General features: G+C 38.6%; 13 protein-coding genes and 1 other annotated feature. Of the genes, 2 read left to right on the plus strand and 11 right to left on the minus strand.

The genetic code is table 11. The features are described 5' to 3' along the window. Nucleotides 1–18 precede the first annotated feature (18 nt). The 10 genes from B1R93_RS09130 to B1R93_RS09180 form a co-directional block, all read right to left on the minus strand. A complete protein-coding gene (locus B1R93_RS09130) occupies nt 19–1,047 on the minus strand; it encodes an ABC transporter substrate-binding protein (protein WP_088103675.1) in 1,029 nt (342 codons plus the stop codon). 3 nt (nt 1,048–1,050) lie between these two features. Further along, nucleotides 1,051–1,842, minus strand: a complete 792-nt coding sequence (gene surE / locus B1R93_RS09135; protein WP_088103676.1) for a 5'/3'-nucleotidase SurE — start codon at nt 1,840–1,842, stop codon at nt 1,051–1,053. A gap of 266 nt (nt 1,843–2,108) precedes the next feature. Continuing rightward, the gene (locus B1R93_RS09140) at nt 2,109–3,410 is read right to left on the minus strand and encodes an MEDS domain-containing protein (protein WP_088103677.1); all 1,302 of its coding nucleotides are present in this window, start codon (nt 3,408–3,410) and stop codon (nt 2,109–2,111) included. A gap of 111 nt (nt 3,411–3,521) precedes the next feature. Further along, nucleotides 3,522–3,800: a 50S ribosomal protein L27 gene (gene rpmA / locus B1R93_RS09145; protein ID WP_088103678.1), complete on the minus strand. Its 279-nt coding sequence runs from the start codon at nt 3,798–3,800 to the stop codon at nt 3,522–3,524. Nucleotides 3,801–3,816: 16 nt separating this feature from the next. Continuing rightward, nucleotides 3,817–4,146, minus strand: coding sequence for a ribosomal-processing cysteine protease Prp (locus B1R93_RS09150; protein ID WP_088103679.1), 330 nt, complete (start codon nt 4,144–4,146; stop codon nt 3,817–3,819). Between the two features lie 8 nt (nt 4,147–4,154). Next, on the minus strand, nt 4,155–4,463 hold the full coding sequence (rplU, locus tag B1R93_RS09155) for a 50S ribosomal protein L21 (protein WP_088103680.1): 309 nt from the start codon (nt 4,461–4,463) through the stop codon (nt 4,155–4,157). A 12-nt stretch (nt 4,464–4,475) separates the two neighbouring features. Continuing rightward, nucleotides 4,476–4,559, minus strand: a sequence feature (ribosomal protein L21 leader region). Between the two features lie 69 nt (nt 4,560–4,628). Further along, nucleotides 4,629–6,110 carry a phospholipase D family protein gene (locus B1R93_RS09160; protein WP_088103681.1) on the minus strand — a complete coding sequence of 494 codons (1,482 nt, stop codon included), beginning with the start codon at nt 6,108–6,110 and terminating at the stop codon, nt 4,629–4,631. Nucleotides 6,111–6,620: 510 nt separating this feature from the next. After that, entirely contained in the window at nt 6,621–8,132 is a 1,512-nt protein-coding gene (locus tag B1R93_RS09170; RefSeq protein WP_245308251.1) for an Rne/Rng family ribonuclease, read from the minus strand. 30 nt (nt 8,133–8,162) lie between these two features. Then, the gene (locus B1R93_RS09175; RefSeq protein WP_245308252.1) at nt 8,163–9,002 is read right to left on the minus strand and encodes a M50 family metallopeptidase; all 840 of its coding nucleotides are present in this window, start codon (nt 9,000–9,002) and stop codon (nt 8,163–8,165) included. A 58-nt stretch (nt 9,003–9,060) separates the two neighbouring features. Continuing rightward, entirely contained in the window at nt 9,061–9,858 is a 798-nt protein-coding gene (locus B1R93_RS09180) for a M23 family metallopeptidase (protein ID WP_088103684.1), read from the minus strand. A gap of 94 nt (nt 9,859–9,952) precedes the next feature. Here B1R93_RS09180 and B1R93_RS09185 point away from each other — a divergent pair, with 94 nt between their 5' ends. Together B1R93_RS09185 and B1R93_RS09190 are read left to right on the plus strand one after the other, a co-directional pair. After that, a complete protein-coding gene (locus B1R93_RS09185) occupies nt 9,953–10,576 on the plus strand; it encodes a molybdenum cofactor guanylyltransferase (RefSeq protein WP_088103685.1) in 624 nt (207 codons plus the stop codon). Between the two features lies 1 nt (nt 10,577). Continuing rightward, nucleotides 10,578–11,492 (plus strand): aldo/keto reductase, encoded by a 915-nt coding sequence (locus tag B1R93_RS09190; RefSeq protein WP_088103686.1) that lies wholly within the window; start codon nt 10,578–10,580, stop codon nt 11,490–11,492. Nucleotides 11,493–11,584: 92 nt separating this feature from the next. On the opposite strand, the gene B1R93_RS09195 is transcribed toward B1R93_RS09190, so the two are convergent. Then, entirely contained in the window at nt 11,585–13,090 is a 1,506-nt protein-coding gene (locus tag B1R93_RS09195; RefSeq protein ID WP_425348956.1) for a flotillin family protein, read from the minus strand. Between the last annotated feature and the right edge of the window lie 143 nt (nt 13,091–13,233).

Genomic DNA, 13,233 nt, shown 5'->3' on the forward strand with positions numbered 1-13,233 from the left:
GATTTCACACCCCAGTTTTTATTCTCCAAGAATGTTTGAGAACATTTGTTTATCATGTTCACGTGCCTCTAGTAACTCTTTTACATCGTGAGAGAGTACCTTTAGTTCATTGATTGATTTTAAACCTTCAGGGGCATCAATCCCCTCTCGAATTGGGGTATAGCCTAAGTTAGCTGCTAATTGCTGCCCCACATCTGACAAGACAAAATCAACAAAAGCTTTAGAAGCAGCTTCATTATCCGTGTTACTCATAATGCCAATTGGCTCTGTAATAACAGGGACACCTTCGTCAGGGTAGATAATATCAACGGGGGATCCTTCAGACTTTGCACGAGTAACAATAAAATCAACAACCATCGCGTAGGCCTTCTCTCCACCAGTCACAGCTTGTAAAGCTGCACCATTTCCTTGAACAACTGTCATTCCATTCTCTGAAAGCTGTTCAAAGTAATCCCATCCAAATGAGGATTGCCTTGAAAAAACACCTACATTATAGGCAGCAGCTCCTGAGTATAGCGGGCTAGGCATAATCGCTTTCCCTTTTGCTTGATCACTTGTAAGTACACTCCAAGAAGAAGGTAATGCTTTTACATCATTTGTATTAACAGCCAGTACTGTCGCCATTACCTTCGTTCCTGTATACATTTTATCTTGATCGATAAATTCAGTTGGAATGAAAGCATGTTCGGATGAATCATGCTTCAATAGAAGATCTTGCTCCTTTAATGTTTCAAACGTAACCGCATCTGCAACTAACAAAACATCTGCCTGTATGTTTCCAGCCTGCTGTTCCGCCATTACTTTACTTATTACTTCCTCCGTTCCAGACCGAAAAATGTCAACCTGAACATCAGGGTATTTTTCATTAAATGCATCTACTAACTCTTTCGCATCTGCATCAGGCTGGGACGTATAAAAATTAACCGTCCCTCGAACACCTTCTTCTCCCCCCTCTGCCTGACTTGATTGAGAAGAAGTTAAAGCTTCTCCGCAAGCAGAAAGCACCAGCATAGACGATACCATCATTGAAACTACGATTTTTTTCATAGATTATGAACTCTCCTCTATTAATATTGTTGTTTTAGAACTGAACCACTTTTCCACTTTCCTGACATGCCGTTTATAAGTACGCATTCCATCTAATGGAGTAATCGTTATATAGCCTTCCTTTAATCTCCGGTAATCACTTTCATCTATTTGTGGAACGTTTTGAGTATCACGTAACGAATAGTATAGCTGCCCATGCTGATCCTTTAAGCCAACATACCTGAAACGATTAAGTTTTAAATCCAAAGGGACAACTGCAATACCCGAACATGTTTCCTTTGTCATATAAGGCAAATTTATATTTAGAAAAACGCCTTTTGGAAATTTATTTTCCAATATTGACTCCATGACATCGTAGAATAGTCTTTTTGGGTGCTGAAAGTTTACATCCTTTGTATCTTTTCGACTAAGTGACACAGCTATAGCAGAAATACCATATAACGATGCTTCAGCTACTGCGGCCATAGCTCCAGAATAATAAACATCCCTCCCTAAAATGGGACCAAAATTAATTCCTGAAATAACGTAGTCAGGCCTTTCCTTTAACAGAACCTCTAATCCAAGCTTTACGCAGTCGGTAGGTGTTCCATTAACGACCCATGCTTGGACGTTACTGCCGAAAATCGTGACTTGTCTTGCTTCTAACAGTTCATTCTTCGTAATGGAGTGGCTAACACCACTTTTCTCCTTGTCAGGACAAACTACATGGACCTCAGCAAAATGCTGGAGGACTTCGGCAAGTGCTGCTACACCAGGAGAAAATATTCCATCATCATTTGTTACTAGTATGTTCAATAAATGATTCCTCCATTTTCAAATGTCCAAGTTTAAAGTAAGCATGTATAAAAAATTTCAAAATGAAAAATCTAGTAATCACTCTACATCTTCAATCCTACTAACTTAATTTCAACTCTGAATTAAACAAGTGTATTATTTATGTAAAATAAGTGTAAAGTACTTCACTTTACTAATATCTATCAACTGGCTTCACTCAAACAATATATAAAAGCGCCGTCCTCTATAAATAGAACGGCGCCCTCTTAAAATGATTCTTATTATACTTATAATGAAAAAGACAGATAAAAACTTGTCCCCTTTCCTAGCTGACTTTTAACGTTTATCTTCCCATTAAAATGCTGTACTAATTTATAAACCATAAATAGTCCAATTCCTTGTCCGGGGACTTCCTCATTTAGCTTCTCGTATTTCCCAAAAATCTTCTCAAGCTGCTCAGGCGTCATCCCGACACCACGGTCAATAATATGTAAATGTAAATGATTATTTTCGATAAACCCTCTTAATGTTACTACATTGTTTTCATGACTATATTTAATCGCATTACTAAGAATATTCGAGAGAATAAGCTTAAATCCCATCAAATTTCCCATTATAAGTTTATTCCGTGAAATGTCTAGCTGAGTTTCTAAATAAATATTTTGTGTTCGTGCTTTTACGGTCATCACATCAACCACTTCTTCGATCACAGGTAACGCTTGTATTAACGTCATTTTCCATAAAGAATCAATCGATAGCATTTGTTCTGTTTGAATAATATGGTGAATCTCATGATCAATTGCAACTGAATAATCCTCAATTAAGCTTAATTTTGCTTGAATATCCGGATTGTCTAGCTCGGATTTTAAAATCGTTGCAAATGATTTAATAACTGTTAATGGATTTCGAACTTCATGTGCAACCACATGGATAAAATCTAGCTTTTGTCGATAAAAATCCAGTTCAGTTTCAATTTTATCTTGTGTAGCCAAGGAAGGAAAAACAGGCTGATCCGTATGGTTATATAATGAAGATTTTACTAGTTCTTTATCTGTCATCAAATAAGCATGGGTTTTCATCATTTCCATTTGAACAGCGGCGGTAACTTCGTTTGCGTCGTAAGTGCAAACGGTCATATATCCAATCTCGTTCAACGTTAAATCCGCCATGCATTCATAATTTATCATTTCTTTCTGACTACTATGTAAATCCGTCCAAGATACTTTACCCCAAATTCTTACTGATAGTGTTTCATCAACAAAAGGTTGAACAGTTTTCTTAAAGTTATTTAATGCTCGTTCAAAATGAAAATCTCCGTACGTTTGATAAAATTCTCTATTATTAAGAAAATGCAAAAACCTACCTACATCTATTAACGGATGTTGGACTCGTAATCTATTTAAAATTTCAGCAAAACATTCATCACTTTCAATAACAATAACGTGCTGTTCCATTTTTTTAGCAGATAGAATAAATGATATTAAATTATCTAAATAGGCTTCCTCTGATTGATAGAAGTAGGCGATATGCGAACCTTCATTTACTTGGATGTTTTCCGTTAATGAAATCGATCTAGTCTTAGTTTTCATGTTCTCCCTCCCTTCTAACAGTTTAAACTTCCTACCGTTCTTTGTTAATAAATGTTCCTTTTTTGGTAATAAAAAAGATCTCTAACAGTTTCCTATTAGAGATCTAAATTATTAAGCTGGGTATACGCTCACTTGCTTACGGTCACGACCAACGCGTTCAAACTTAACAACGCCGTCTACCTTAGCAAAAAGAGTATCGTCTCCACCTTTACCTACGTTAACACCTGGATAGATGCGTGTACCACGTTGACGAACAAGGATTGATCCACCAGAAACTAGTTGACCATCAGCACGCTTTGTACCAAGACGTTTCGCTTGAGAATCACGACCGTTCTTTGTACTACCTACCCCTTTTTTCGATGCGAAAAATTGAAGGTTCATTTTTAACATGTCTTTCACCCCCCAGTTATTTAGTTATTTCAATATACGCACTGTACTCCTCTGCCATCGACTGAAGAGCCACAATCATTCCTTCAAGAAGAAGTTGTACTTTCTCATATATTCCTGACTCTAAACCTCTCGGAACAGAACAGCGGAGAAAGCCTCCTTCATCCTCCATCTCAATGTCAAGCTCTACACCACAAAGTGCAGCAATCGCATTAATGGAACCGAATGAAACAGCTGAAGCACCAGCGCAAACGAGATCGTGTCCATGCGGACCAGAGTCTGCATGTCCACTCATCGTAAAAGAGACTATGTCATTTGATTGATTACGTTCAACACTGACCGTGATCATCCGACACCTTACGCGTTAATCTTTTCGATTACAACTTTCGTATAAGGTTGACGGTGACCTTGCTTACGACGGTAGTTTTTCTTTGCTTTCATTTTCCAAACGATGATCTTCTTTTGACGACCATGCTTTTCAACTTTAGCTGTAACTGTAGCACCCTCAACAAATGGAGCACCTACCTTTACATCACTACCACCGACCATAAGAACATTGTCAAAGCTAACTGTTTCGCCAGCCTCTGCATCTAATTTTTCGATGTAGATTTCTTGACCTTCTTCAACCTTGATTTGCTTACCACCAGTTTCAATAATTGCGTACATACTTGCACCTCCTCATATACTCAGACTCGCCATCATAGGCAAAGTTTTTGATAAAACTTTTTTAAAAAAACCTAGTCTGTGCGGTTGTAGTCGTTTGGGTGCGACCAAATAACTAACAAGAGCTATTTTACCACAAATGAAAAATCACTGTCAATTGACTTTTCATTAGAATGTGGACATCCCGCTCCATTCTTGAAAACGATAAATAGCTTGATTCAATATAGATGGATCTGCAAATTCTTCGTACTCAAGCGTAAAGCGCTCATCATCCCACATCACATCAAAATAGGTGCGCACTTCTTTGCTTAGCTCATCATCTCGTTTCATTGTAATTTTAAGATTAGTTTCTAGATTAAAATCAGCCAGATTCCGCTTCGTAAAATTAGCGGAACCACCAATCAAAACTACTCGCTCTGCTTGTTCGACCAAAAGTAGCTTTGCATGATACTGCTCTCCAGATGTGCGATACCATCTTACTTGAAGGTTTCCATTCGTAGTGTTTACTAGTTCATGGGCGACAGGTCTGTTGGGAATTCCATTTTTCTCACGGCCAAAAGCGTCTTTATTTGGATCTAGAATCAAGCGAACATGAACCCCACGACCAGTAGCGCCTTTTAACGCAGAAATAATATCTCGATCCGATAAATAAAAAGCTCCCATTGTTACACTATCCCCAGAGTCCGTCATACGAATCTCCTCTAGTATATGATCTTTTATTTTTCCTTCAGTTAATAATTGCACACCATATCTATCTCCGTTTTGCTTCATTTCATTGATTTGCAAGGACTCAAATAATTCTGGGTTCGCTCCTGACATGACGGCAACAGCACGTTCACTCTTCAGCAATTCATGGAGAATCTCTCCAGAGAAAGCAAAAGCAATATTAGAATGTTCAGCACTTCCATCATGAGGATTAGCGGAAGAAACAACAGCTTGTCGTTCAGTAATTACCAGCTTTCGATGATTAGCTTTAAAATTTAAGAGCTCTAAATAAGAACGAAGTGTAACGTCTGGAGAATCTGGGCTAAATGGATTTGGCAACCAACCATTCCCTTCTGTACCAAACCACTGCAGAAATGCTCTCCATCCTCCAGAATAAACCGGGTTGGAATCTCTTGTTTTTCTCATATCGGTTAATATTACTGTAATCCCATTTTCCTCTAATTGATGTATAAGATTAGACGCATAGGAGCCGTAAAATGTATTAATTCGATCTGTAATCATTATCATTTCTATGTCTGGATTTTGTTGCTTTTTGCCAATCAATGCATTTACTAATGTTTGCGACAGAGGGGGCAACGTCATCGAACGGTCATAATCATCATTAAATAAAAACATATCAACGACAATAAACTGTTCCGCTTCCTCTATTACCTTATAGATATACTCAAATATCTCTTGCTCCTGATACTGGTCACCATCAGCTTCATACGTTCGATCTGTGAGAAATTCAATCTCATTAATATATTGAACCTCACCTTCGTAAGATAACCCCTTAGGCAACGGCTTAACATATCCATAAATGGAAGAAATACATGTGATCAAAACGACAATACAACATAAGATAAGACCTATTCGTCTTTTTCGGGTTCTTTTTGACTTTGTAATAATAGTGCTTCCTATTTTTATAATAAAAATCTCCTCCATTTACGACCCTTCTTATATTATACATTAAATGGGATGTGAATAGATTTCATTTCTTTAGATTTTATATTACTTGTCAAAAAGCGAACAAAAAAAGGCTGACTCAACAGTTGAGGGCACTGAAAAGGTGGGTTTCCTTTTTCAGTGCCCTTGCTAGGAGGAGGGTACTGAAAAAGGGTGGGTTTCCCTTTTTCAGTGCCCTTTAAGTAATGTGCGGAGCCGTTGCCTGGTTTTGAAAGCCCTGCTATGAGTGGTTTTCTCATAGCAAGGCGCGCAACGTGCGAAGCCATTACTCTTCTTTGAGTTACAAGAAGTAGTTTTTCAGTGCCCTTGCTATGAGTGAGTTTCTCAAAGCAGCCGAGCAACTAACGAAGCCATTGCGCTTCAGAGAGCTACGTGAAAGGAGTTTTTCAGTGCTCTCTCAAAAGTTTATAGATACTTTGAGTCAGCCACTCGCCTTATGTTTATTATCCATACGACTTTCAAAACATAATATGCACATCTTCTCTATACTCAGCTTCTTTTACTTGCCTTAATTCGTTCTAATTGCTCTACTGCGCCTTCCTGGCTTCCAATATAACGAACCTCAAACTTATCTTCAGCGAGTAGACGATTAGCAAATACAAAAATCCGGAACCCTAAAGCGACCTCTAATCGTTTTAAATGCTCACCCTTTGTTCCGAATAAAACTGGAGCAATACGTGAAGGGATTTCTAACACGAGTGCATCTTCATCCATCCCTTTATACTCCCAGAGAATCCGCTCAATTTTATACGCGTTTGCTTCATCGGAAAGGACGGTTCCTTTTCCTTGACAGGTCGGGCATGTCTTTGAAAGGCTTGCCTGTAGGTTTTGTCTTACTTTTTTTCGAGTCATTTCAACGAGGCCTAATCCAGTAAGCCCAACAACATTCGTTTTCGTTCGGTCATGCTTTAATGCATCTTGAAAAACTTGCAATACTTCAAGCCGATCCTCTTCACGTCTCATATCGATAAAATCAATGACAATAATCCCTGCGATATCCCTAAGTCTAAGCTGGCGAGCTATTTCTTTTGCTGCTTCTTTATTTGTACTGCGGATCGTTTCGTCCAAATCAGTTTTCCCTGTAAACTTCCCCGTATTTACATCAATCACTGTAAGCGCTTCTGTTTGATCAATCATCAAATAGGCACCGTTCTTTAACCATATTTGTCTTCTTAATGCTTTTTCTAGCTCCTTATCGACCTGATAAGCAGTAAAAATATTTTCACGCTCACGATAAAGCTTTAGCTTTTCCCGTAAAGTAGGATATGGTTCTAGAAGTTCCTTTAACACTTGATAATCACGATGACTATCGATCACAATTTCCGATACATCAGAAAAAGAAAAGTCACGTACGACTCTTTCTAATAACCCAGAATCCTGATGAATAAGCGATGGCGCTTTACGATTTTTTCCTTCTTTCCAAATTTCCTGCCAGCACTTTCGTAAGAAGTGTAGTTCCTGCTCAATTACTTCAGGATCCTGTCCTTCACAAACAGTTCGAATAATGATTCCTTCCTTATCATTAATTAGCTGTTCGCCAATCTCACGCCAACGCTCCCGCTCAATTTCTGAGGAAAATCGTCTAGAAATGCCCACATAGCCTCCCTCAGGCATATAGACGATATAGCGGCCAGGAAACGAAACGACCCCTGTTAAGCGTGGTCCCTTTGAGCCAAATCCTTCTTTTGTAACTTGTACTAGAATTTCTTCCCCTTGCGTAACAAACTCTGATACATTGCGTTGTTTCTTTCGTTCTTCATCCTCAGGAGATAAATAAAAGGATAAAAGATGATCTCGATATAAAAAACCATTTTTATCCCGACCAATATCAACGAATACTGCTTGCATGCCTGGCAACACATTAATGACACGTCCTAAGTAAATATTCCCTACAATACGGTTTTCAACTGGTCGCTCAATCATTAACTCAACGACGCGATTATGTTCAATAATTGCCGCTCGTCGTTCCCTTGTTGCCATGTTAAAGACGATTTTTTTCACATCACGCAGCCCCTTATGCCATTCTTTTTTCTATTGTACCTTAATTCGAGGCGATGATGTTTTACTCCTATTATTTTTCCTTATTAAATCGACTAAGCGTGCCTGAAGCTGTTTTTCCTCGAACAAAGAATGCAGAAGCATAGGTTCTTCAAGCGCAATTAAATGTTTATTTTCATCAAAAACCATAATACGATGAAAAAACCCCCTCTGGAATAATTTAACGGTATCCCGGACAAGCCAGGTCTTTGGAGCACGAATCGTTTTGTAACGGAATGATTGCTGTTTAAATAAAGATTGTCGTGCCATCAAAAAGCGCATAAAGCGAAAATGTCGCTGTCTCCATTCAAGATAATTAGCAAGAATTAAAAAACTTAGGACGACCCATAAATTCAAATGAAATGGAAATAGAAAGCCACTAATGATGACTAAGCTTACTAAGGTCGCTCCTGATAACCACCGTGACACCGCTAACGCCTTCTGATAAGGCCAACGATATGTACACCATAGTTGAACAAGACGGCCCCCATCTAAAGGGACGACGGGAATTAAATTAAAGAATAATATTGTGAGATTATGCCATATGAAAAGTTGATGATCCGCAACAGTCCAAAAAGACGTATCGATGAAAAGAAAAGAAAGACCAATTAACCAAAGGTGTTGAATTGGTCCGGCAATGATTATAATAAGTTCTTCGCGAAACGGTCGATTGCCATTGTCCTCTACTTCCGCTACCCCACCAAATGGGAGCAATTCAATTTTAAGAATTCTCCATTTAAAATAATGGGCCGCAAATGCATGCCCTAGTTCGTGAATAAATACGATAAAAAAAACCATGATGACTTCACGGAAGTAACCTGTTACAATACCCATTCCTAGTACAAACCAAAAAAAGGGATTGATTTTAATTTTTCTAATGAGTTTCAAGCAATCAGTCAAATGAAATCACTTCACTTGGGTCCACATACGTGTCATTTTTTTTCAGGGCAAAGTAGAAAATCCCCTTTTCAGCCTGATCGCTTGTTGAGACGACCCCGATTTTATGTCCTGATTTAATATGGTCATATATATTCACTGATACTTCTTCAAGCATGCCGTAAATCGATTCAGTTCCATCAGCATGTTGAACAACTACTGTTTTCCCTAATCCTTGCTCACCATCGCCTACTGAGATAACCTGACCTCCCTTTACTGCTTCAACCTCTGCATTCATCCCTGTTTCAACCATTACTCCTCGTCCATTTTGTTTAAAATCTTCACGTATTTTCCCACCTGATGCAGGGACAGCATACACTAGCTCCGCTTCTGGTTGCTTAGAATTTACATCACCTAAAGCAAAGTCTTCAGTTAAAGGTAAAAGCGCAAGTGGTCTTCCAAATTGATTTTCATACCAATCGGCAATGGCTGCAAATTGAAACTGTTGTTCATATGAATTTTTTATAAATTGGCGTGCCCCCTCAAGCTGAGTAGAATTATTATTAAACAAAATAGCAATGGCAAGAAACAAACTAGTAGCTAATAATGTTCGCATAAGAAAAAAATCTTGTCCTTTTGTTGATGGGGGACTTTCTTGCCGATTCAAAGGCTGATAGTAAAAGTCAGGATCCTCTCTCGCTTCCTCATGACGGTTCATTAGCATTGATACGGAACTGCGTTGCTTTATATTTTGATCAATTGACCGTCTCCTTGTTTCCAACCGTTTTCGAACCTTATTAAGATGCTTGGACATTGGCTACCCCTTCCTTTTTTTACGGACTTCTTACCCTAACTATATGACTTGTCCGTTTTTGTTATGACATAATAGTAGAAAAGGGGGAGTGGTTATGGAAAAATCCATAATTGGAATTCTTTTAGCAGGAGGACAATCGAGAAGATTTGGAAAGCCAAAAGCATTTGCTACATTTCATGGGGAACACTTCTATCAATACAGTTTGAACGCTCTTTCAGTTATATGTGAGCAAACATGGGTTGTTAGTCATCCTACTCTTTCAAAGCGATTTGAACAAAAACAAGCTCATCCTGTTGTAGAGGATCTAAAAACCTATCAAGGGTGTGGGCCACTTGCTGGAATATACACTGTGATGAAGATGACAGATGCAACATGGTATGCAACCGCTCCATGTGATAGTCCTAATATTAAAGGCAAACTCTATTCCATTTTAACGTCATATCAAAGCAACGATACGTATGCCATCGTTCCAATTGTGAATGGGCGAAGACAACCTTTAATTGCGCTTTACCATCGTTCTTGCCTTCCTTTTATTAAACAACTATTAGATGAGAAGCGTAATAAGGTTGGATTTTTATTTGAGCAAGTAAACACAAGATTTATCGAACACCCTTTTTTTGAAGAACATTCAGATTGGTTCATTAACATAAATGATGCAGGAGAACAACAACGACTTGAAGAAAACTCTAGTAATCAAAAGGAGAATAGGAGTGAGTAAAATGGAAACACGCAGACTTGGAAATTCGGATCTCGACGTAAGTGTGATAGGGTTAGGCTGTATGTCAATTGGAGCTGAACGACAACAAGCGAAAGCGATTATAGAAAGAGCGATTGATTTAGGGATCAATTATCTTGATACAGCTGATTTATATGACCAGGGACTAAATGAGGAAATGATTGGTGACGTAATTAAAGACAAACGCCAGGAAATTATTTTAGCAACAAAGGTTGGGAATCGGTTTGAAAAAGGCAAAGAAGGCTGGACTTGGGACCCATCAAAACAGCATATTATTCGTTCTGTCAAAGAAAGCCTTCTTCGCTTACAAACTGATTATATTGACTTATATCAGCTACATGGTGGGACAATCGAAGACAATATTGATGAAACAATTGACGCTTTTGAAGAATTAAAAAAAGAAGGTCTGATCCGTCAGTATGGTATTTCTTCGATTCGACCAAATGTCATTCGTGAATATGTAGAACGCTCCTCCATTGTAACTGTGATGATGCAATATAGTCTACTCGATCGTCGTCCAGAGGAGCTTTTCCCTTTATTACAGGAGAAACATGTGAGTGTTGTTGCTAGAGGCCCTCTGGCTAAAGGACTTTTAACAGAGCGACCACTTTCAGAAGCATCTTCGATAAGAGAAAAAGGCTATCTTGATTATACGTATGAAGAGCTCTATCACGTTCAGGAAGCAGTGAAGCAAGTTGGTAGTGTTCGTTCTCTTCAAGCAAATGCACTATTGTACGATTTATCCCATCCGGTCGTCGCATCAGTCGTAACAGGAGCGAGTAAACTAAGTCAGGTTGAAGCAAATGTTCAAGCTGTTGAAGAACCCGCATTATCAAATGATGAGCTATTAGCCTTGAAATCATTAACTAAAGCCTCGACATATCAACAACATCGGTAAACTAAAAAGCCTTACGATGAGAAATACCACTCATCGTAAGGCTTAGAAAAGAGCCATATCCTTAAGTACTTCTTTTGAAAGCCTCTTTATCCTTAAGATTCTTTATCTTCTTCCTTTAACTCTTCAGAAGTTTGTGCTGTTTCTGCCTTTTCGGTCTCCTTGTCAGCGGCAACCTCAGGCTTAGCGTCATAGTAATGATTATTCACACTACCCCGAGAGACAAAACTTTCAAGCATAGCCTTCAAGTCCATCCCGGTACTTTCCTTTAAGCTTTCCTGTAATCCAAGCATCGTTTTCGTAACATTGTTTGTAATTTTACTTGCAGCTCCATTTGAGTCTGAACCACCCATATCAATCACTTTCATTCCTTCAATTTTAGAAAGAGGCTGAGCAATCTCATGTGCATACTTCGGTAGCATGTCAATAAACATTTCCAAAATTGCCGCTTCGCCGTATTTTTCCATCGCAGCTGCCATAAGCTCTTTCGCCTCTGCTTCTGCACGACCACGTTCACGGATAACTTCGGCCTCGGCAAAACCTTTTTCTTTTTCGATTGCCGCTTTCGTTTCCCCATCAATTCGCGCTTTAGCTGCTTCAGCTTCTGATTTTGCCTTAATGTCATAGGCATCAGCATCGGCTTGTGTTTTACGACGCTTTTGTTCTTCTAGCTCTAACTCAACCTGTCTTTGACGCTCGATATATTGAATTTTCATTTCTTCTTCTTTCACTTGCTGTGCAAGTCTTGCTTTTTCCAATTCGTACGCTTGCTCCGACTTCGCTCTTGCTCGTTCAGTTTCTTCTTTGATTTGCGCTTCCTTCACATCTTTTTCTTTTCTTGACTCCGCAATAGCCGTTAAGCGTTTATTTTCCTCATCCTGAGCCTCTTGGTCGTTTTTCGCTTTATACATTCTTGTTTCTTTTTCAGCATCCGACTCAGCCATATCAGCCTTTTTGCGAATTTCAGCGATCCGAGGACGCCCTAAATTATCTAAGTATCCATTCTCCTCATCAGCATCTCGCAGATCATCTAAACCAAATGACGTAATCTTAAAGCCCATGTTATCTAATTCTTTTTGAGCAATATCTTGAACTTGATGATTAAATGATTCACGGTCATTATTAATTTCTTCAACCGTCATCTTAGATAAAATAGCACGAAGATTTGTTCCTAACACTTTTGAAACTTCTTCTTCAATTTCATTCTGTTTCTTCCCGAGAAATTGCTCCGCATAATTGGCAATGCCAATTAATGAATCAGAAATCTTGACGGAAGTAATCGCATCAGCTATAACTGGTACCCCTTGCGACGTGTATACTTTTGGTGTTGTTAACTTGATTTGAAAGGAATTTAAGTCAACTGGGGTGCACGTTTGAAAGAGCTTTAAGCGAACCCCACCACCACGAATGATTTTCAGGCTTCTTCCATTTTCATCTGTAAATATTCGAGTATCACTTTCTGGATTACCGAGTTTCGGACCGGTAATGATTAGCGCTTGGTTAGAGCTAGCTGTCTTATAGCGTTTTTTGAAAATAAAAAAACCAATTGAACCTACGACAAGTAAAATAAACAGAAAAATACCAAGTAAAATGAGCCAAATCAAATCTACAATAATAAAGCATCACTCCTTTATTTTAATAAACACACACTATTTCCTTGTGTGCTACTTTATGTACGTTAGTGACATAAAAAAAGTTTCACAAATAATCCCTTTTCTACAAAAAACAACACAATTCTTCCTTC

This window comes from Halalkalibacter urbisdiaboli (assembly GCF_002156385.1).
GTDB lineage: Bacteria > Bacillota > Bacilli > Bacillales > Bacillaceae_D > Halalkalibacter_A > Halalkalibacter_A urbisdiaboli.